20 protein-coding genes, 4 pseudogenes and 1 riboswitch are annotated in these 19,979 nt (G+C 69.5%); of the genes and pseudogenes, 12 read left to right on the forward strand and 12 right to left on the reverse strand.

The window, feature by feature from the left end; all coding sequences use genetic code 11:
- Nucleotides 1-19: 19 nt before the first annotated feature.
- From FHX68_RS10585 to FHX68_RS10610, 5 genes and pseudogenes are all read right to left on the reverse strand, one after another.
- Complete coding sequence (locus tag FHX68_RS10585; protein ID WP_425325860.1) at nt 20-1,339, reverse strand: ISL3 family transposase; 1,320 nt, start codon at nt 1,337-1,339, stop codon at nt 20-22.
- Between the two features lie 199 nt (nt 1,340-1,538).
- The gene (locus FHX68_RS10590; protein WP_141381645.1) at nt 1,539-2,201 is read right to left on the reverse strand and encodes a hypothetical protein; all 663 of its coding nucleotides are present in this window, start codon (nt 2,199-2,201) and stop codon (nt 1,539-1,541) included.
- Nucleotides 2,202-2,763: 562 nt separating this feature from the next.
- Nucleotides 2,764-3,053: pseudogene (locus tag FHX68_RS10600) on the reverse strand (transposase); the annotation flags it as partial.
- Between the two features lie 17 nt (nt 3,054-3,070).
- Nucleotides 3,071-4,588, reverse strand: coding sequence for an IS1634 family transposase (locus tag FHX68_RS10605; RefSeq protein ID WP_141920091.1), 1,518 nt, complete (start codon nt 4,586-4,588; stop codon nt 3,071-3,073).
- Between the two features lie 116 nt (nt 4,589-4,704).
- Nucleotides 4,705-5,499: pseudogene (locus FHX68_RS10610) on the reverse strand (ISL3 family transposase); the annotation flags it as partial.
- A 218-nt stretch (nt 5,500-5,717) separates the two neighbouring features.
- Between FHX68_RS10610 and FHX68_RS10615 the strand changes: the two are divergent.
- From FHX68_RS10615 to FHX68_RS10630, 4 genes are read left to right on the forward strand one after another with little or no spacing between them, the layout of a single operon-like run.
- Nucleotides 5,718-6,434, forward strand: a complete 717-nt coding sequence (locus tag FHX68_RS10615) for a hypothetical protein (protein WP_141380883.1) — start codon at nt 5,718-5,720, stop codon at nt 6,432-6,434.
- Nucleotides 6,412-6,825 carry a phage holin family protein gene (locus tag FHX68_RS10620; protein ID WP_141380884.1) on the forward strand — a complete coding sequence of 138 codons (414 nt, stop codon included), beginning with the start codon at nt 6,412-6,414 and terminating at the stop codon, nt 6,823-6,825. The genes FHX68_RS10615 and FHX68_RS10620 overlap by 23 nt, the downstream gene beginning before the upstream one ends.
- A complete protein-coding gene (locus tag FHX68_RS10625; protein ID WP_141380885.1) occupies nt 6,822-7,385 on the forward strand; it encodes a DUF3618 domain-containing protein in 564 nt (187 codons plus the stop codon). Before FHX68_RS10620 ends, FHX68_RS10625 begins: the two co-directional genes overlap by 4 nt.
- Before the next feature lie 60 nt (nt 7,386-7,445).
- A complete protein-coding gene (locus tag FHX68_RS10630; protein ID WP_141380886.1) occupies nt 7,446-8,522 on the forward strand; it encodes a YihY/virulence factor BrkB family protein in 1,077 nt (358 codons plus the stop codon).
- On the opposite strand, the gene FHX68_RS15570 is transcribed toward FHX68_RS10630, so the two are convergent.
- From FHX68_RS15570 to FHX68_RS16175, 4 genes and pseudogenes are all read right to left on the reverse strand, one after another.
- The gene (locus tag FHX68_RS15570) at nt 8,499-8,807 is read right to left on the reverse strand and encodes a carbohydrate ABC transporter permease (protein WP_174799160.1); all 309 of its coding nucleotides are present in this window, start codon (nt 8,805-8,807) and stop codon (nt 8,499-8,501) included. The genes FHX68_RS10630 and FHX68_RS15570 overlap by 24 nt on opposite strands.
- Nucleotides 8,808-8,960: 153 nt before the next feature.
- Nucleotides 8,961-9,104, reverse strand: coding sequence for a hypothetical protein (locus FHX68_RS15575; RefSeq protein ID WP_174799162.1), 144 nt, complete (start codon nt 9,102-9,104; stop codon nt 8,961-8,963).
- A 277-nt stretch (nt 9,105-9,381) separates the two neighbouring features.
- The gene (locus FHX68_RS16170) at nt 9,382-9,948 is read right to left on the reverse strand and encodes an extracellular solute-binding protein (RefSeq protein ID WP_255314030.1); all 567 of its coding nucleotides are present in this window, start codon (nt 9,946-9,948) and stop codon (nt 9,382-9,384) included.
- Nucleotides 9,949-9,953: 5 nt separating this feature from the next.
- A pseudogene (locus tag FHX68_RS16175) lies at nt 9,954-10,490 on the reverse strand (ABC transporter substrate-binding protein); the annotation flags it as partial.
- A 204-nt stretch (nt 10,491-10,694) separates the two neighbouring features.
- Between FHX68_RS16175 and FHX68_RS10645 the strand changes: the two are divergent.
- From FHX68_RS10645 to FHX68_RS10665, 5 genes and pseudogenes are all read left to right on the forward strand, one after another.
- Nucleotides 10,695-11,018 (forward strand): annotated as a pseudogene (locus tag FHX68_RS10645) (SRPBCC family protein); the annotation flags it as partial.
- Nucleotides 11,018-12,013, forward strand: a complete 996-nt coding sequence (locus FHX68_RS15955) for an MFS transporter (RefSeq protein ID WP_141380888.1) — start codon at nt 11,018-11,020, stop codon at nt 12,011-12,013. The pseudogene FHX68_RS10645 and the gene FHX68_RS15955, both read left to right, overlap by 1 nt.
- 1 nt (nt 12,014) lies before the next feature.
- A complete protein-coding gene (locus FHX68_RS10655; RefSeq protein WP_141380889.1) occupies nt 12,015-12,488 on the forward strand; it encodes a MarR family winged helix-turn-helix transcriptional regulator in 474 nt (157 codons plus the stop codon).
- A gap of 83 nt (nt 12,489-12,571) precedes the next feature.
- Nucleotides 12,572-13,099: a MarR family winged helix-turn-helix transcriptional regulator gene (locus FHX68_RS10660; RefSeq protein ID WP_141380890.1), complete on the forward strand. Its 528-nt coding sequence runs from the start codon at nt 12,572-12,574 to the stop codon at nt 13,097-13,099.
- Nucleotides 13,100-13,114: 15 nt separating this feature from the next.
- Complete coding sequence (locus FHX68_RS10665; protein WP_141380891.1) at nt 13,115-14,707, forward strand: SLC13 family permease; 1,593 nt, start codon at nt 13,115-13,117, stop codon at nt 14,705-14,707.
- 16 nt (nt 14,708-14,723) lie between these two features.
- Here the strand turns inward: FHX68_RS10665 and FHX68_RS10670 are convergent, their stop codons facing one another.
- From FHX68_RS10670 to FHX68_RS10680, 3 genes are all read right to left on the reverse strand, one after another.
- Nucleotides 14,724-14,951, reverse strand: a complete 228-nt coding sequence (locus FHX68_RS10670; RefSeq protein WP_141380892.1) for a helix-turn-helix domain-containing protein — start codon at nt 14,949-14,951, stop codon at nt 14,724-14,726.
- Nucleotides 14,951-15,160: a DUF2975 domain-containing protein gene (locus FHX68_RS10675; protein ID WP_141380903.1), complete on the reverse strand. Its 210-nt coding sequence runs from the start codon at nt 15,158-15,160 to the stop codon at nt 14,951-14,953. Before FHX68_RS10675 ends, FHX68_RS10670 begins: the two co-directional genes overlap by 1 nt.
- Nucleotides 15,161-15,243: 83 nt before the next feature.
- The gene (locus FHX68_RS10680; protein WP_141380893.1) at nt 15,244-16,740 is read right to left on the reverse strand and encodes a D-alanyl-D-alanine carboxypeptidase family protein; all 1,497 of its coding nucleotides are present in this window, start codon (nt 16,738-16,740) and stop codon (nt 15,244-15,246) included.
- Between the two features lie 33 nt (nt 16,741-16,773).
- A riboswitch (TPP riboswitch) is annotated at nt 16,774-16,883 on the forward strand.
- On the opposite strand from FHX68_RS10680, the gene FHX68_RS10685 reads away from it, so the two are divergent.
- The 3 genes from FHX68_RS10685 (at nt 16,876) to FHX68_RS10695 (ending at nt 19,951) form a co-directional block, all read left to right on the forward strand.
- On the forward strand, nt 16,876-17,529 hold the full coding sequence (locus FHX68_RS10685; RefSeq protein ID WP_141380894.1) for an ECF transporter S component: 654 nt from the start codon (nt 16,876-16,878) through the stop codon (nt 17,527-17,529). Its footprint overlaps the riboswitch before it by 8 nt.
- A gap of 53 nt (nt 17,530-17,582) precedes the next feature.
- On the forward strand, nt 17,583-19,127 hold the full coding sequence (locus FHX68_RS10690; RefSeq protein WP_425325865.1) for an ABC transporter ATP-binding protein: 1,545 nt from the start codon (nt 17,583-17,585) through the stop codon (nt 19,125-19,127).
- Between the two features lie 80 nt (nt 19,128-19,207).
- A complete protein-coding gene (locus tag FHX68_RS10695) occupies nt 19,208-19,951 on the forward strand; it encodes an energy-coupling factor transporter transmembrane component T family protein (protein ID WP_229661571.1) in 744 nt (247 codons plus the stop codon).
- Nucleotides 19,952-19,979: the final 28 nt, after the last annotated feature.

A 19,979-nucleotide genomic window follows, 5' to 3' on the forward strand; every position in this document is an offset into this window, starting at 1 on the left:
TTCGGACATTCGGTGGGGGTCATGGGGTGAGGCCGCCGGCGGCGAGGAGCATGCGGAGCCGGTAGTTGTCGCGGTTGCGGTAGCCGCGGGCGAGGCGGCGGTGGAGCTCGATGATCCCGTTCACCGCCTCAGTGCCGCCGTTCGATGATCGTCCGGTCGTGAAGTAGGCCAGGAACGCGGCTCGCCAGCGGCGGAGGGTGCGGCCGAGGCGGGCGATCTCGGGGATCGGGCAGGTGTGGAATGTGTCGACGACCTTCTCGGCGATCCGCCGCCCCTCGGCGAGGTCCTTCTGGTGGTAGGCGGAACGCAGTTGCTGGGCGCACTGCCATGCGACGAACACCTCGTCGTGCGCGGGGTCGGCCTCGATCGCTGCCGCGAGCCTGGTCCGCTGCTTCTCGGTGAGGTTCTCGGCGCCGGCGCGGAGGATGGTCTGGATCCCGTAGAGCGGATCGCCCTTCCGGCCGCGGTGACCGAGGGTGTCCTGCTGGACACGTCGGCGGACCTCGTCGACGGCGGCGGTGCCGAGCTTGACGACGTGGAACGCGTCGAGCACCGCGACGGCGTCCTCGAGCTTGTCGTCGATCGCGGTCTTGTATCCGGCGAACGGGTCCAACGCCGCGACCTTCACGTTGTTCCGGAACGCGTCGCCGCGCTCGTCGAGCCAGGCCGCGTAGGCCTTCCCCGATCTGCCCGGCACGAGGTCGAGCAGCCGGGCACGGGTGCGACCGTGCTCATCCCGGGTCAGGTCGACCATCCCGGTCAGCTCCTTCGGGCCGCGCTTGCGGGAGTCGACGTGATGCCAGATGTGCTCGTCGACGCCGAGGGTGGTGACGTTCTCGAACCGGGACTCGTCGGCAGCCAGCTTGACGAGTTCGGGCTCAACGGCCCGCCACACCGTCTTCCACGACGTGCCCAGCTGTCGGGCCAGGCCCGCGATCGTGGCGTGCTCGCGGCGCAGCTGCCCGATCGCCCACGTCACCGCGCGCATGGTGATCGACCCGCGCGCGGCGACCAGGGTCGGGACCTGCTCCACGAACGTCCTCCTCATGCAGTCGGGATCATCACAACGCCACACCCGCTGCCGCCAGATCAGTCGCACCCGCGTCGCGCCGGGCACGTCGTGAAGAACGCGGCGGCGGCGACCCCGACCGACAGCGAGCACCCCGCACGACGGGCAACCGGCCGGCGCCGCGGGGCTCGAGACCGTCACCACCAGCAGCCCGTCCAGACGCTCGACCGCCTCGACATGGACGCCGTCGAGACCGAGCAGCAGATCGCAGCGGGAGCACGGGCAAGCGGCAGAGCGCGCATCAGCGCACCCCGAACTATGGTGAGACACGTCGAGGTCCTCGGTTGGAGCAGCAGTTGGCGCTACTGATCCTCGGGGACCTCGACCCCTACCCGCCCGAACTCACCCGGCGAGCCTCACCCCCACCGGAAGTCCGAAGAGCCCGATTTGTATCCGTGTCGGTGCCGTTGATATAGGGCAACTCAGCGCCGTCGGGACCGTACTTTGCGCCTCTCCCGACTGATACGAGTCACCAAGGGGCAACATATGCACCCGCATCATTCGACGGGTCGCCGCTGGGAGCAGTGAACGTCAGGTTGTCGATCGCCCAGCCTGCAGGCTCGGACCCGGATGTGAAGACGAGGAACGCTGCGATATTCGGGTGGGTCACGTTCACTGTCACGATGCCCGTGAGACTCACCGGCACGGTGACCAGTTCCAGGCCGCGGGAGTCGAATGCGCGGATCGAGACCGCGTTCGCGGCATCCAAGTAGCCGATGTCCACGCTGAAGTGATCAACAGTGAACGGGCCGTCGGCGTTAACGAACGTCCCCGTGATGTCTCCCTGGAATCGGGGAGAACCGCTGAGTACCGGACTGGTGGGGTTAGCTCCGTCGGTGGCGATGAAAGCAGTCGGACCGAATTGAACGCCGTGGGTGGCCACATAAAGGCTCTGCACGTAGGTGCCGACCGGGTTCTCCGAGAACGTGATCCGTGTAGGCGTGGCAACCGACATGCGCGCGCGAGCGTCCGGCTGCGTCGGCGTCTCACCGAGGACGTTGTACTCGGGGTCGCCGACGACATTCGACGTGCTACCCGACTCAGCCTCATCGGCGGCGCTGGCGGGGAGAACTCCCGCCAACACAAGCGCGATCGAAGCCGCAACCGCCGCCGTCATCCGCTTGAACCGCACCGTGCCCCCAGTAATTCGCGATCAGATTGACCGTTACGCTATTGCACGCGGCAGGAAAGATTAAAGCGTTCTCATGCGATATATCACTTCGACGCATCGACCTATGGATCCGTCAACTGACGGGGCGTCTGTTTCCCGCACGGACCGACTTCAGCGAATCGACATCCTCGACGCGATCCGCAAGCGGGCAGTGCGCGCTGAAGGCACCTGGCGGGCATCATCAGTTCCCCGTGGTCGACGCCGCAGGCGCGGTGTCACCGGGTTCCCTTCCTGTCCTTGTCGGCGGCCCACGCGATGATGGTGCCGTGACGATTGATCGGATAGCTGCATACGCAGCGGTTGACGCCCTCGCAATGTGGTCGGATTGGAAGTCATTCGAGATCGCCGCACCGCACGCACCACTGGTGCCCGGGGTGTATCAGATGCGCAAACGAGACGGCTTGATCGTCTATGTGGGAATGGCTGGTGAGCGCAGGGGCCAGGGTATCCGCGGACGTCTTTCGATCTACCGCCGCGGCAAGGGCGCCGTGGGCGGGTTCGGTGAAGCCGCGCTTGACCGCGCACTCGCGGGGACGCCAATGCTGACGGAATCGATCACCGACCGCATCATCTCCTTCGCCTTCTTCTTGTCGGGTTCGCGGTAGGCGGCGACGATGCGCTGGTAGATGCCCCAGGTCGCTTCGACCTCGACGTGCTCCTCGACCGCGAACACCGCGTCCAGCCGTGCAGTCTGCTTCTCGGTGAGGAAGCTCACGCCGGTGTGGAGGGTGCGGCGGACCCCGTAGAGCGGGTCCCCGGCTGACCGCGGTGCCCGAGAGTGTCCTGCTGAACCCTCTGCCGGGTCCGGTCCAGGCCTGGATCGTGTCAGTTTAGTGCCCCACGCCCGGCCGGAGTGCGGCGATGATGTCGGCGGCTTCCCCCGTTGGCGGGGTGGTCGCGGTGAGTTCGTGTCCGTCGATGGTGATCGTGACGTCACGCAGCGGGCGCAGCGCGCGGACGATACGGCGGACCGTCACGCCGGTGGTCTTGTAGAGGTGCCGGCTGATCGCGAGAGCGCAGAACACGACGGTGAGGTGCGCGTGGATCGAGTCCGCGGTCGACGCGAACATCGGCCTCGCCCGCAGGTCGGTCTTTGCCATCCGGAACGTCGCCTCGACCTGGAACAGGTCATGGTAGGCCGCCACGATCTCTGCAGCGGAAGCCGTCGCGGTGCTGAGGTTGGTGACGTACCCCTTGAGGCCGATGTATTCGCGGGCCTTCTCGACTCTTGCCCAGTTCACGCCGGGCCCCGTGCCGAGGGTGACGAACCGGTCCTTCTTCGCCGGGCGGGTGCCGGCAGCGATCTGCTCGGCGCGTTCGATCTGCTTGTTCAACGTGATGTTGTCGCGGATCTTCCGCTTGTGGGAGTACTGCCACACCACTCGCCGCTCCCGCGCGTTCACACCCGCACCCATGGTTCGGGTGGTCTCGACCGTCTCCCCATCGGTGACGATGTTCCCGACGGTCGCGTAGTGCTCGGCGAGATCGTATGGCGCGGAGGAGGTGCGGGAGCCGACGATGAAACCGAACCCGGCGTCCTCCAGCCGGTTCAGGTTCGCTGCGGACAGCATGCCGGCGTCCGCGACGACCACGACCTCGGTCGCGGAGTGACGTTCGCGGAACTGGTCGAGGACGGGCAGCAGGGTGAGGGTCTCGCCCCTGTTGCCCGCGAACTCGTGGACTTCGAGGGGGAACCCGCCCTGGTCCACGAGGAGGCCGACGAGGATCTGCGGGTCGACGCGGCGCTCTTTGCTCATCCCGACCTTGCGGAGCTTGTCTTCACGCTCCGCCTCGAAGTAGAGGGTGGTGACGTCGTAGAGCACGACGGTGAGCGGGCCAGATCGGGTCGCATGCGCGTAGGCTGCGGCGGCGATCTTCGACCGCCAGTCCTGCTCAACGCTGCGGGCGAGGGTCCGCCACACGGTCGACAGCGACGGCGCACCCGGGACACCGAGCTCGTCCCACACCCGCAGCGTGTCCGCCTTGCTGGTCGGCTCGACGACGCGGGCCAGGACCAGCTTCTTGAATGTGTCGTTGCCGACCGCGTCGAACCCGAGACGGGCGTAGGCGTCCTCGAGGACATCCCACAACAACCTGGACCTCGACCCGGTCACCGTCGGCGCGGTCGTGGCCGGCGGCGTCGCGCCCAGCCCGTCCAGATCGAACGGGACATGCCCGGCCAGCTCCGCGATCCGCTCCCGCGCGATCGCGACCAGCACCGCGAGCTGCTCATCGTCGTGCGCGGAGCCGAGGTGCTCCACGATCGTCCGCACACCACGGGTCTTCGACGCGATCTGCACCGCCGTCGCACCCGACGCGGTGCGCACCTTCCGCACGAACCACCCCACCGAGCGAGTCTAGATCGACGCCGTTAGTGCCCCGCACGAGGCACCAACACCCCCGGAAAATCAAGCCTCAACGATCCTCAACCCGCGAAATCACCCGACGGTGACACGATCCAGGCCAGGGCGTCACCGGCGAGCCGGACGACATGGAACGGATCCATCACCGGGACCGCGTCGGGGAGTTCCTCGGACGCGGCGGTCTTGAACCCACTGAACCCATCCATCGCGACTACTTCGATCTGCTTCGACCACTCCTTGGGCCGGGCGGCGAGCCACTGCTTGAACACCGCCTTCGACCGACCCTCGACCATGTCCAGCAGCCGTGCGGGACCTGTCTTGTTGCGGGCGGGCGTGAGGTCGATGATCACGGTCACGTACTTGTCACCGAACCGGGTGTGACGCCAGACGTGCTCGTCGACGCCGATCGTGGTGACGCCGTCGAACCTGGCCGGATCGTCGATCAGCCGCCGCTTGCCCTCGGCGAGGATCGCGGTGTTCGCGGTGTGCCACGACACCCCCAGGCCTGCCGCGGCGCGGGAGACGGTGAGGTGGTCGACCACGATCGCCTTCAGCGCCCACCCGACCCCGCCGCGGGAGATCTTCGCCCGCGGCGCCGCCGCGTTCGTCGTGTCCTGCCGCCAGGTGCGGCGGCAGTGGCCGCACCGGTAGCGGCGTACCCGCACCAGCAGCGTCGTGGGCCGGTGACCGAACGGCTCGTGCGCGAGCGGACGCGTCACGGTGTCGCGCGGCACGCCCTCGGCGCCACACTTCCGACACCACGGGTCATCGTCAACGACGCGGCACTCGAGTACCGCCCGGTCGGGCTCGATCAACTGGCCGATGGCTTCGAGGCCGAGCTCATCGAGACGGCAGAACGTGGTGAGGTCAGGGGTCGCGAACGTAGGGTGGTGCAAGTCGAGGTCTTCCGGCAGATGGGCAGTGTGAGAACTTCCATCCTGGAAGACCTCGACGTCTATCCGCGAACCAGCCGCCGACCCTCGACTACACCCTCAACTGCGAAGAGCGGTTTACACCGAAAGTCTACTCACGACAAGGGGCCTGCTCCGTCGCTGCCGGTAGGCGTAAGACTGGGTCCACGAGTCGAACTGATCGGCCCGGGAAGGGACAACTCATGTCGGACAGTTATGGGAGCGTCAGCGCGGGCGACTCGGTCGGTGGAAGCTCCGACGCGTCGGCGAAGGTCGATACGGCGAAGCAGGAGGCGGCGGACCTGAAGGACACGGCGACGGCGGGCGCCAAGGACGTCCTCGGCACGGCGAAAGAGGAAGCGTCATCCGTCGTCGGTGAGGCGAAGGTGCAGGCCAAGGACCTCTACGCGCAGACTCAGCGCGAGTTGAAGGATCAGGCGGGCGTGCAGCAGCAGCGCATCGCCGCGGGGCTGCGGTCCGTCGGTGACGAGCTCGGTTCTATGGCTGCGAACTCCGACGGCAGCGGGATCGCCAGTGACCTGGTCCAGCAGGTCTCGACCCGGTTGTCGGGGGCGGCCACGTGGCTCGGCGATCGCGATCCGAGCGCCGTGCTCGACGAGGTTAAGAGGTTCGCCCGCCGCCGACCGGGGACATTCATACTCGGAGCGGCCATCGCCGGGATCGTGGTCGGTCGACTGACGCGCGCCCTCGCGGCGAACGCGTCGGACGACTCCTCAGCGACAGAGGGTCGCGCGCTCCCCCCGGCACCGGCGCCCGCGCCGATCGAGCGCGACGCATGGTCGGCGAGCCCCGCGGGAACCGCGGGAGTCGACGTCGAGGCGCCGCTGTACGCACAGGCAACGTCGGGACGTCCCGACATCCTCGCGGAGGACGGCGATGACCGACCCGACACCGTCTGAGGCCAAGGCCGCGTCTACGTCACTCGGGGACCTGCTCGGCGAGGTGTCCCGCGACATCTCGACGCTCATGCGCCAGGAAGTTGCCCTCGCGAAAGCGGAGCTGAAGCAGTCCGCCACGAAGTCGGCGAAGGGCGCCGGGCTGATGGGAGCGGCCGGCTACGGCGCGCTCATGGCCGTGTTCTTCCTCTCCGTGGCGCTGTGGTGGGCCCTCAGCACGCTCATGGGCGGTGGATGGGCGGGCGTCGTCGTGGCGGTGATCTGGGCGATCATCGCCCTGATCCTTTTCCTCGTCGGGCGGAGCCAACTGAAGAACGTCGAAGGGGCGCCGCAGACCGTGGAGACCCTCAAGGAGATACCGGAAACGTTGAAAAGGAATGAGGAGAACCGATGAGCGATTCACCCGATGAGATCCGCGCGAACATCGAACGGACCCGCAGCGAACTCGGCAGCGATGTCGACGCGCTGGCCGACAAGGTCAACCCGTCCAAGATCGTCGACCGTCAGGTCGATAGAGTGCGCGGCGTGTTCGGATCGGTCCGTGAGCGGGTGATGGGCGTCGCGGATGATGCGGGCTCGTCGCTGTCGGGCGCCGCGACGAGCGTGGGCGATGTGAAGGACCGCGTCGCGGCGAAGGCGGAGGGCAGCCCGCTCGCGGTCGGTCTGATCGCCTTCGGCGTCGGCCTCATGGTGGCCTCGCTGATCCCCGCTTCGGCCAAGGAGAAGGAGCTCGCGGATACGGTGAAGGAACAGGCGCAGCCGCTCGTGGACCAGGTGACGGACGCTGCCAAAGAGGTCGGTGAGCATCTTAAGGAACCCGCGCAAGACGCTGTGACCGCCCTCAAGGAATCCGCGCAGGGCTCGGTGGCCGCCGTCAAGGACGAGGCGCAGACCGCCGCCAGCGAGGTGAAGGACCAGGCGCAGCACGCACGCGAGAACATCTCCGAGAGCTGATCGCCACGATCGGGCGGGCCCACGGCAGCGTGGGTCCGCCCGCTTAGTTTAGGAGCAGTCATGAGCAATACCGCCATTGCCTCCGATCGCGACGGCTCGCCCGACCGGGAGTCATCCCGGAAGCCCGATTCGCCGACCGATCTGCACCCCCGATCGTGGAAGTACGTTCTGCGGAAGACGATCCGCGAGTTCTCCTCGGACCAGTGCACCGATATTGCGGCGGCGCTGACGTACTACGCGGTGCTGTCGGTGTTCCCTGGTCTCATCGCCGTCTTCTCCCTACTCGGCGTCGTCGGGCAGGGGCAGGCGGCCAGGGACGCCGTGCTGGGCATCGTCGACCAGGTCGCTCCGGGCGATACCGCCGACGTGATCCGTGGGCCGATCGAACAGATCGCCGGATCGCCCGCCGCCGGATTTGCGCTGATCAGTGGCATCGTGCTGGCCATCTGGTCGGCGTCCGGGTACGTCGGCGCGTTCGGTCGGGGAATGAATCGCATTTATGAAATAGATGAGGGCCGGCCGTTCTGGAAGCTCAAGGCGACGCAGCTCCTCGTCACGGTCATCGTGGTTGTCCTGCTCGTCGTCGCCGCCGTCATTCTCGTCGTGTCAGGGCCGGTCACCGAGGCCGTGGGCAGCGTGCTGGGGCTGGGCGACGTGGCGCAGACGATCTGGTCCATCGCCAAGTGGCCGGTGCTCGCACTCATCGTCGTACTGATCGTCGCGATCCTTTACTACGCGACGCCGAATGCGAAGCAGCCGAAGTTCCGGTGGCTCAGCATCGGCGCACTGCTCGCGATTATCGTGCTTGCGGTCGCGACACTCGGCTTCGGCTTCTACGTGGCCAACTTCTCCCACTACGACCGCACCTACGGGTCGCTCGCCGGGGTGATCGTCTTCCTACTGTGGCTCTGGATCGCGAATCTCGCGCTGCTGTTCGGCGCCGAGTTCGATGCTGAACTCGAGCGTGGGCGGCAGCTGCAGGCGGGGATCGCCGCGGAAGAGGACATCCAGCTACCACCGCGCGATACGCGCAAGAGCGACAAGCTGGCTGAGAAGGAGCGCGAAGATATCGACACCGGACGAGACATCCGTACGCGCGCAGCTGACGAGACGTCACAGAGTACCGCGGCCGATTGATCTCGCGGTCCCGAGAAGGATGATCACGGATGCCCCGACCGCCCAGAGGCTCATGATCACCAGCCCCGGCTTCACCCAGGACGGATTCGTGGTCCACGCCGGCCCGTCGATGCCGACGGTGCGCAGTGCGGAGTTGATGAGGCCGTTCTGCCCGTTGAACAAAAGCAGGAACAGGATGCCGACGGCGACGGGCGGCGTCATCTTCGGCAGGAAGAAAATGGTCCGGAAGAAGCCGGCGCTGCGCCCCGCCCGTTGGAGAAGCAGTGCGAGCGCCAGGGAGATCACGACGTACAGCGGGACTTGAACGAGTGTGAAGAACGCGGTGTTGCCGAGCGCGAGCGCGACCTTCGAGTCGGCGAACAGCTCGGCGTAATTGTCGGAGCCGACGAATCGGGGCGAATTGATGACGTCGTAGTCGGTGAGCGACAGATAGAGGCTCTACACCAGCGGCCACGCGGTGAAGACGACGAACCCGACGATCCACGGCGACAGGAACAGCAGGGCCGACCGCGCGGTGCGGCGTGCGGCGCGTCGGCGCGCCCGCTCGCGTCCGGCGGTCGCCCGCTCGCCGGTGATCGTCACGATCAGTCCTCGGACTCGAGCTTCGTCCACGCATCGTCGAGCGCCGACTGCGCGGTCTTCTGGGCCGCCTGCAGCGCCTCCTCCGGGGTGGACTGGCCGTTCAGCACCGCGTTGACGGCATCCTGCAGTGCCGTCTTGAACTCGGCATCAGCGGGATTGGCGGGCAGTGAAAACGTGGCGTCGTTGGCCTCGTACATCTTCGCTACGGCCGTGTCCCACGGCTCGCCACCCGATGTCACCATCCCCTGGATCGTCTCGTCGGCCTTTGTGTTCCCGGTCAGCAGTCCGGTGAAGGGCTTGCCCTCCTCGGTGCGCGCGGCCAGCCGCGCATCAGCTGCGGCCTTCCAGGATCCGTCGACGTCATCACGCGCGCCCAGCGGCACGCAGCAGCGGGATTGTCGCTGCCGGCGGGGATCGCCCATGCCGAACCGGACGCGTACGCCAGCGTGTTGCCGTCCCGGTCGCGCACGGTGTCGAACGCCATGGGGGCATCCGCCGACACGTCCGCGAGGACGTTCACGTACCACTGCTCCATCGGCATGGCACCGAGGACCCCCGTCGCGAACTGGTTGCCGGAGCCGAAGAAGTCCGCCGAGTCCCGGTATGCCTTGACGGCGCTGAACCCGCCCTGGTCGTCGTAGATCGACACGGTCCACTCGAGCGCCTCGACGACCTTGGGGTCATCAAGCTGCGCCGTGCGTCCGTCTGCCGAGATGAGGTCGGCGCCGTTCGCCTTCGCCCACAGCGGCAGAACTCGGGCAGCTTGCTGTCGGAGCCGATCACCGACAGGCCGCCTCCCGCCGACTTCATCAGCGCCTGATTCGCGGCGCTCACCGCCTCCCAACTCGACCCGTTGACATCGTCGATCGTGAGCCCCGCGGCGCCCAGCAGATCGGCGTTCGCCATCGTCAGCTGCACGGTGTTGAACTCGGGAATCCCGTACACGTGATCGTTCAGGGTGACCCGCGCGAGTCCCGACGGGACGAAGGCGTCGGTGTCGATACCCTCGCCCGCGATGCAGTCGTCGAGCGGAATGATCGCCCCTCGGGCGGAGAGCGAACCGATCTGGTCGCGGTTGGCGTAGAGGACCTCCGGCGGCTTGCCCGAGGCGACAGTCGAGAGGAACTGCTGCCGGTCGAGGTCTCCTTCGATGAGGTTGACCTTCACGTCGCCGAGAGTATCTTCGGCGAGGTCGACGCGCGAAGTCGCGACCTCATCGACGCCCGAGAACCCCATCACCGACAGTGACCCGGACAGTTCCTGGTCGGGGTCGTAGGTCGCATCGGAATCGTCGCCCGAACCCGTTCCGACGGCGCAGGACGCGAGCGCGGCGGTGCAGACGAGCGCGGTTGCAACGGCGATGGCGCGACGGGGTGAGCGGTTCATGATGCGAGTCCCTCCGGAGAAGTGAACGGTGGTCTGGACGTAAGAAACGCTCGTCGCATCGGCGCAGGTCTTGACGACGAGCCGACGGAGGAGTACCTCGCATGCGCGCCCGGGGCAGTATCCGCGTCGGCAGTCAACCCCACTCGCCGATCGCCCGGTGCCGTGCTGAATGGAGAGAAGGAAACCGGACAGAAGGAGCGCACTATGGTGCAGATCATCGAGACCATCGACGTCGACGTGCCCGCCGAGGTCGCCTACAACCAGTGGACGCAGTTCGAGAGCTTCCCGCACTTCCTCGACGAGGTCGAGTCGATCACCCAGATCGACGACACCCACAACCGCTGGAAGGTGCGCATCGGGGGCGTCGAGCGCGACTTCAAAGCCGAGATCACCGAGCAGCACCCCGACGAGCGCGTCGCCTGGAGGAGCACCGGCGGCGACACCGATCACGCAGGTGTCGTGACGTTCCACCGCCTCAGCGACGCGTCCACGCGGGTCGCCGTCCAGCTCGAATGGCAGCCGGAGGGATGCTCGGCATCATCTCCATCGTCGCGATCATCGCGTTCGTCGTCGTCGAGTTCTTCGTCGCCGAGCCGATCGTGCCGATGTCGCTGTTCGCCAACCGCACGTTCACGCTGTCGGTCATCGCCTCGATCGCGGTCGGCGTCTCGATGTTCGTGACCTCGGTGTTCCTCGCCCAGTACTTCCAGCTCGCGCGCGGCGCGACACCGACCGAGTCGGGCCTCATGACCATCCCGATGATCATCGGCCAGATGGGCGCCTCGATCGTGATCGGCCAGCTCGTCAGCCGGTTCGGCAAGTGGAAGGGCTGGATGCTGCTCGGCTCCGTCCTCACCCTCGTGGGCGTGGCCCTCATGTCGACGCTCCGCTACGACACGTCGTTCTCGCTCGTCGCGGTCTACATGTTCGTCCTCGGCGCGGGCCTCGGCATGGTGATGCAGAACCTCACCCTCATCGTGCAGAACGACACGTCGCCCACTCAGCTGGGCGCGGCCTCGTCGAACGTGAACTTCTTCCGCACGATCGCCGGCACCATCGCCGTGACGATCATGGGGTCGATGCTCGCGACCAAGGTCACCGACTACATGATGGGTGGCCTCACCGGCTTCACCCCGACGAACGAGGCCGAGGTCAGCGCGCTGAAGGCCCTCGGCTCGGGTGACGTGCCCAAGGTCTCGGCGCTGCCCGACTCGATCCGCGCCATCATCGAGAGCGCCTACGGGCACGGCATCGCCGACGTCTTCGTCATCGCGATCCCGCTCGCCGTGATCGCGATCATCGCGATCGCCTTCCTGAAGAACAAGCCGCTGTCGACCAAGACAGCCGCCGAAGAGCTGCGCGACCAGGCCGAAGAGTCGGCCATCGGCGTCGCCGAGGCCGAGGTCGGCGCATCCACAGCCACCGGCACGGTGCGGCTGCTCGCCGCCGCCGAGGGCGACGGCGTGACATCCACGGGCAGCGTCGCGGTGCTCACGGATGACGAGCCGGGGCGCCGGAGCTGACATGACCACGGCAACCGGGGCACTGGCCGAGGCCGAGACGACCGAGCATGAATCGGACGACTCGCTCGCGGAGTTCCAGTGGCGGCTGAGCGTCGCGTTCAGCCGCGCCCGGCTGCTGTGGAAGGAGTCGGCGGCGCGCATCCACCCCGACCTGCAGCCCTCCGGATACAAGCTGCTCGGGTTCGTCGCCCGCGCCGGTGAGGCCAACGCGCACCACCTGGCCGAGGCGTTCGAGATGGACAAGTCGGTGGTCAGCCGTCAGGTGCGCGCCCTCGAAGAGCTGGGCCTCGTCGTCTCGCGCCCCGACGCGGACGACGGGCGCCAGCGCGTCCTCGCCGCCACCCCCGCCGCCCACGAGGCCCTCGAAGCGCTGCGCGCCGACCACCTCGCGCGCATGCGCGCGGTGCTGGCGGGCCTCACGCCCGACGAGCTCGCTGCGGCCGGCAAGGTGATCCGCTGCCTCTCCGAGCTGTGAGCGCGGGATGCTCTGAGCTTTGGGTTCAGACCAATGGACACTGACCCCTGGGCGCTGACCGCTTTCGCCGTACACTGGCGAACATGACCGCGACCACGGCAGAGCCGGCCTCGGCAGACGCGGTGGCTTCGGCCGGCACGGCCGAAGCCACCGCCGCCGCGCCGAACACGCCCGACGCGGCCGCCCAGGCACGCGAGGGCGCGATCCTCCGGCTCGAGCAGGAGCTCGGCGGCGTCATCGGGCGCATCCGCGCGAGCTGGCGCGACGCGGCGGCGGAGGTGCACCCTGACCTGCAGCCCCTCGGCTACCAGGTGCTCGTCGCGATCGCCGGCGGCAAGGCGACCTCGGCGACCGCGATCGTCGAGCGGCTGCAGTCGGACAAGTCCGCGGTGAGCCGTCAGGTGCGGCACCTCGAAGACCTCGGCCTCGTCGAGAGCCGTCCCGACGCCGACGACCGGCGGGCGCGCGTCCTCGCGGCGACCCACGTCGCCCGCGAGCGCCTCGCCGCCGCGCGGCGGAGATACCAGCACCGAATGAGCGACCGGCTCAGCCAGTGGAGCGTCGACGACCTCGGTCGCGCCTCCGACGTGCTGCGTGATCTCGCCCGCTGACCGGGCGGCTGATCCATGGAACCCGCGACCTGGACCTTCGTGATCCTCGGGGTCGCGGTCGTCGCGTTCGTCAGCGGGCGCGTGCCGCTCGCGGTCGTGTCGCTGGGCGTCGCGCTGGCCCTCTGGGCGACGGGCGTGCTCACGCTGAACCAGGCACTCGCCGGCTTCGGCGACCCGACCGTGCTCTTCATCGCGAGTCTGTTCGTCGTGAGCGAGTCGTTGGATGCCACGGGAGTGACCGCCTGGCTCGGTCAGCAGGTCGTCACGAGAGCAGGGCGGGGGCGTGTGCGCCTCACCGTCGTGATCGGCGCGATGGCCGCGGTGCTCGCCGCCTTCATCTCGATCAACGGCGCCGTCGCGGCGCTCCTCCCGGTCGTCGTCGTGGTAGCGGTGCGGGCGGGCATCGTGCCATCGAAGCTCCTCATCCCGCTCGCGTTCGCCGCGAGCGCGGGGTCGCTGCTGACCCTCGCCGGCACCCCGGTCAACATCGTCGTCTCCGAGGCGGCGGCCGCCGCGGGCGGCCGCGAGTTCGGCTACTTCGAGTTCGCGCTCGTCGGCGTTCCCCTCGTCGTGCTCACGATCGCCGTCGTCGCCCTCGGCGGGGAGCGGCTGCTGCCGGCGCGCTCGCCCGAGCACTTCGGCGACGTGCCCGACCCGCGCGAGCACGCGCAGACGCTTCGCGAGAGCTACGACGTCGACCTCGACACCGGCGCCGCGTTCAGCGCGACCGACGGTGTCGTCGAGGTGCTCGTCGCGCCGCGCTCGCGTCTCATCGGCCGCACGGTCTCGGCGGGCATGACCACGCGCGACGAGAATCTCGTGATCCTGGCCGTCCGCCGCGGCGACGACGAGGGTCCGAATGCATCCCGCGGCACCGGGGTGACGGGGTCGCTCGTGCTGCAGGCGGGGGACGCCGTGCTCGTGCGGGGGCCGTGGGCGGCGCTCACCCGCTACGTCACCTCGCCCGACGTCATCGCCGTCACCCCGCTGCACTCGCTGCAGCGGGCCGTGCCGCTCGGTCGCGGCGCCAAGCGGGCGCTCGTGATCCTCGGCCTCATGGTGGTGCTCCTGGCCGCGGGGCTCGTGCCGCCCGCGGTCGCGGGCCTCCTCGCCGCAGGCGCGATCGTGCTCACCGGGGTGCTCACGATCCCGCAGACCTACCGCGCGATCTCGTGGACGACGATCATCCTCATCGCCGGCATGGTGCCGCTGTCGGCGGCCTTCATCTCCACCGGCGCCGCCGGCCACGTCGCCGATGCGGTGCTCGGAGTCATCGGGTCGAACTCGCCGCAGCTCGCCCTGCTCGTGCTGTGCGTGCTGACGATGGTGCTCGGCCAGTTCATCTCCAACGTCGCCACGGTGCTGATCGTCACCCCGATCGCCGTCGCGATCGCCCACAGCCTCGACCTCAGCGTCCTGCCGTTCATGATGGCGCTGACCGTCGCGGGGGCTGCGGCCTTCCTCACTCCCGTCGCCACTCCGGCAAACCTCATGGTGCTGCAGCCGGGCGGCTACCGGTTCGGCGACTACTGGCGCCTCGGCGTGCCGCTGATGATCGGCTACCTCATCGTCGCCGTGCTCTACGTGCCCGTCGTCTGGCCGTTCTGACGCCCCGAACCGCCGGTCACGAGTCGTCGTCCCCCGACGGGTCGGGCTCCCAGCGCAGCACGTCGCCGGGCTGGCATTCGAGCACGCGGCAGATCGCGTCGAGCGTCGAGAAGCGAACGGCCTTCGCGCGCCCGTTCTTCAGCACCGCCACGTTGGCCGGGGTGATCCCGATCGCGTCGGCGAACTCTCCCACGCTCATCCGGCGCTGCGCGAGCAGCACGTCGATCTCGATCCGGATCGCCATCACACGACCTCGTCGAGCTCACCGCGCAGCTCGGTCGCCTGGTGCAGCAGCCGTCGCATGATGCCGACCACAAGGGCCGCCCCCGCGCCGAAGATCACGCCCACAATGATCGGATAGAACAGACCCGGGGCCGTCGCGCCGGCGCCTCGAAGAACAGCACCACCAGGAAGGCCAGCACGACCAGCACGCGGACAGCGACGACGGACCATTTCGACACGGGCACCCCTGTCGTTCAACGACGGATATCTATCGAGAAACGATAGGACCACCGCGCTGCGCGGTCAAGAGACGATCAGTCGGCGAGCCCCCAGAGCTGCAGCGGATGGGTGAGGCGCCACCAGGCATCCGGTTCGGGGATGTCGTCGGTGAGGCGCAGACCCGCGCTCGCGGAGCCGAGCGGGCCCTTCATGCTGATCGTGCCGACCGACGCTCCCGCGGTGCGCGCGTCACCGAGGTCGATGTCGGATGCCACCGGAGCGCTCGCGCCGTTCCAGAGGAGCAGCGACGCATCCGCGTCGGTGAGGATGCTCGCCGTCGCCCCCCACGCCGTCGACACCGTGGCGGCGAGGGTGCCGGCGGGGAGCACTCGCGGCTGGGATGCCTCGGCGCCCACCTCGGTGAGCAGGCGCGCTGTCTCGGCGTCGCGCGCCTCGTCGGTCGGCTGGGTCAGCGTCACGGCGTAGGCACGCACGGTCGCGTCGCCGACGATCTGCTCGCGGGCGGCGAGCAGGTTGTAGCCGATGTCGAGGCTGCCCGTCTTGATGCCGACGACGGCGGGGTCGCTCAGCAGGTCGTTCGTATTCACGACCTCGCCGGCGCCGGGCAGCGTCACGACGGGTGTGCGCACGATCTCGGCGACGACCGGGTCGGCCAGTGCGTAGCGGGCGAGTGTGATGAGCGAGGCGGGATCGGCGGCGTTCTCGGGGTCGATGCCCGTCGGCTCGACCACGGTGATGCCGCTCAGGCCGTGCCGCTCGAGCCATTCCGCCGCCGCGCGCGCGAACACGGAGTCGCTCGGCCAGATCGTGCTCGCGAGACGGTCGGTGTAGTTGCCGGCCGAGCCGATCAGGATGCCCTGCAGCATCTGATATTCCGTCAGCGTGCCGTCGACCGGCACGTCGAGCGCCGACTCGTCGGCATAGAGGTAGTCGTAGTACTCGTCGTGGTCGCTCTCGGTGAAGGCGTACTCGGGGCCGCTCTCGCCGGGGGCGAGCGGCAGCTCCTCGAGGATCATCAGCGACGTGACGAGCTTCGTGATGCTCGCCATCGGCGCGCGGTCGCCGGTCGACGCGGCCGCGCCGTCGAAGCCCGCGACACCGACCGCCGCGGAGCCTTCGGCCGGCCACGTCACCGCGGTCGCCGGGGAGGTGAGATCGGCGACGGCGACCTTGTCGACGACGGGCGCGACCGCATAGAGCGGCCAGAGCAGCGTCGCCGCCGCGTACGCGCCGACCAGGGCGAGGGCGCCGAGGAACGGCAGCACGACGCCCGGCCGCAGCGGCGAGCGGCGCGGCCGGCGGGCGAGCAGGTCGACCGAGGCGACGGTGTAGGGGTTCGATGCCCCGGCGAGGTCTCGCCGCGCGCCCCGGGCGGTGACGTCGTCGTCGGCGAGCCAGCCGAGCGCGAGGCGGCCGGACGCCGGTGCGACGCGCGCCGAGGCATCCGTCAACGCCGTCGAGTCCGCGCCATCCCCTGCCGTGGGCGCCGCGCCCGCAGGCGCCGCGGCGCGGGCGGCACGCGCTTCGCGACGCGCGCGCCTCGACGACGGGGGCGCGTCTTCGATGGTCACCCGCTAAAACTACCTGCTGATGGATATACTCGACGTCACAACCACGGGAGTCCGGTGAGCCGGGCTGAGAGGAAGCGATCCACGCTTCGACCGTCGAACCTGATCCGGATCATGCCGGCGCAGGGAGGAGAGAACATGCACGCTTCGGCGTCTTCGTCCACCGTCACATCGTCGTCCGCGACGCCGCCTGGCGGATCGCCCACGTCGGGCCGCTTCCGCTGGCGCATCGTCGACATCGTCGTCGCCAGCGTGATCGCGGTCGCGTGCGCGCTCATCTTCCTCTTGTGGAACGTCGGCTATGAGGGCCCCGCGTCGGTGCTCAAGCCGCTGCTCCCCGGCCTGCAGGGTCTGCTCGCCGGTCCGTGGCTGATCGCCGGGGTGCTCGGCGGCCTCATCATCAGAAAGCCGGGTGCGGCGCTCTACACCGAGACGGTCGCCGCCGTCATCTCCGCCCTCGTCGGCAACGCGTGGGGCCCGCTGATGATCGCGTCGGGCCTCGTCCAGGGCCTCGGTGCCGAGATCGTCTTCCTGGTCTTCCTGTATAAGGTGTGGACCCTTCCCGTCGCTCTCCTCGCCGGCGCGGCATCCGGCCTCGCCTGCGGCATCAACGACCGCATCCTCTGGTACCCCGGCGCCGACGTGCCGTTCACCGCCGTCTACATCACCTCCACGACGATCTCCGGAGCCGTCATCGCCGGTCTCGGCGGGTGGCTGCTCATGAAGGCACTGGCCTCCACCGGCGCGCTCAGCAGATTCGCGTCGGGACGCGAGGCCACCGCACGCGTGTGACCGCCGCCCAGACCGAGGGGACCCGGGGCACGGGCGATCCGGGCGCTGCCGGTGTGACCGGTGCCGGCGTGACCGCCCCCGCCGCCATCGAGGCGCGCGGGTGGGGCTGGCGGTATGCGACGCGTCAGGCGTGGGCGGTGCGGGATGCCTCGTTCCGCATCGCGCCGGGGGAGCGGGTGCTGCTGCTCGGCGCCTCGGGCGCGGGCAAGTCGACGCTGCTGCAGGGCATCGCGGGCATCCTCGGCGGCGCGGACGAGGGCGAGCACGAGGGCGAGCTGCTCGTCGACGGGGCGCTCGCCGCATCGGTGCGCGGCCGGGCGGGCATGGTGCTGCAGGACCCCGACAGTCAGACGATCCTCGCGCGGGTGGGCGACGACGTCGCCTTCGGGTGCGAGAACCTGGGCGTGCCGCGCGCCGACATCTGGCCGCGCGTGCACGCGGCGCTCGCCGCCGTCGGCCTCGACGTCCCGACCGACCGCCCCACGGCGAACCTGTCGGGAGGGCAGAAGCAGCGCCTCGCGCTCGCCGGGGTCGTCGCGATGCGACCCGGGGCGATCCTGCTCGACGAACCGACCGCGAACCTCGACCCCGAGGGCGTGCGCGAGGTGCGCGACGCCGTCGGGCGGGTGCTCGCCGAGACGGGTGCCACGCTTGTCGTGATCGAGCACCGCGTCGACGTGTGGCTGCCGCTCATCGATCGGGTGATCGTGCTCGGTGAGGCGGGCGTCATCGCCGACGGCGCGCCCGCCGACGTGCTCGACGCGCAGGCGGCGGCGCTCGCCGAAGCCGGCGTCTGGCTGCCCCAGGCGGCGCTCCCGCTGCCGCCCCCGCCCGGGCCGCCGGGCGAGGTGCTGCTGTCGGCGCGGGAGCTCGTGGTCGGCCGCGAGCGCGGTGTCGCCGCCGCCGGACCGCTGAGCTTCGACGTGCGCGCCGGCGAGGTGCTCGGGATCGTGGGGCGCAACGGCGCGGGCAAGTCGACCCTCGCCCTGACCCTCGCGGGACTGCTCGCCCCGCTCGCGGGCGAGGTCGAGGCATCCGCCGCCCTCGCCGCGGGGGTGCGCGGGCGCTCCCACCGCGGGCCGCGTCGCCGCCCTGCGCCGCGCGCCGACGATCCGTTCGCCTGGAGCTCGAAAGACCTGCTGACCCGCATCGGCACGGTGTTCCAGGAGCCCGAGCATCAGCTACTCGCCCGCACGGTGCGTGGCGAGCTCGAGGTGGGGCCGAGGGCGCTCGGGGTGCCGGAAGACGAGATCGCCGAACGGGTCGACGACCTGCTCGAGCGGCTGCGACTCGCGCCGCTCGCCACCGCCAACCCGTACACCCTCTCGGGCGGACAGAAGCGGCGCCTGACCGTCGGTGCCGTGCTCGCCACCCGCCCCCGCGTGCTGGTGCTCGACGAGCCGACGTTCGGGCAGGATGCCCGCACCTGGACCGAGCTCGTCGCGATGATCGCGGCGCTGCGCGACGGCGTCGACGACCGCGGTCCGCTCGCCGTGGTCGTCGTCACCCACGACGAGCAGGTGCTCGACGCGCTCCACGCGCGGCGGCTGCGCGTCGGTGCGGCCGCGCCGACCGGCGACGGCGGGCGGACTCCGTGAGCGTCGACGCGGTCGCCGGCTCCGCCGCGGCATCCTCCTCCCGCTCCTCTTCTTCTTCTTCCCGGCGCGCGTTCGCCACGATCAATCCGGTCGCCAAGCTCGCCGCGGCGCTGCTCATCGCGGTCGTGCTGGTGCTGTCGATCGACCCGGTGTCGGCGGGTGTCGCCCTCGTGCTCGAGATTCCGCTGCTGCTCGCGGCGGGGCTGCCGTGGCGCACCTTCTGGCTGCGGACGCTGCCGGTCTGGCTCGGCGCGTTCACCGGCGCAGTGACCGTCGCGCTGTACGGCGTGACGAGCGGCGAGGTGTACGTCGAATGGATGCTGGTGCGCATCAGCGAGGGATCGCTGCTGCTCGCCGTCGCGACCTTCCTGCGCGTGCTCGCGATCGGCCTGCCGGCGGTCGTGCTGTTCGTCACCGTCGATCCGACCGACCTCGCCGACGGGCTGGCGCAGGTCGTGCGCCTGCCGGCGCGGTTCGTGCTGGGCGCGCTCGCCGGCATGCGCCTGCTCGGTCTGCTCGCCTCCGATTGGCGGGCGCTCGAGCGCGCGCGTCGAGCGCGCGGCGTCGCCGACACCGGCCGGGTGCGGCGTGCGGTCTCGGCGGCCTTCGCCCTGTTCGTGCTCGCCATCCGCCGCGGCTCGGCCCTCGCCACGGCGATGGAGGCCCGCGCGTTCGGCGCCCCCGGCCCCCGCACGTGGGCACGAGCGTCGCGATTCGGCGGCCGGGAGTGGGCGCTCATCGCCGTCGGCGCCGCGATCGCCGTGGTCGCGGTTACCGTCGCCGTCGCGACCGGCGCCTGGAATTTCATCCTCGGCCCCGGCTGACCTGGTATCCGCGCTGAGGGCGTTGCCG

Origin of the sequence: Microbacterium lacticum, assembly GCF_006716815.1 — a bacterium.
Lineage (GTDB): Bacteria > Actinomycetota > Actinomycetes > Actinomycetales > Microbacteriaceae > Microbacterium > Microbacterium lacticum.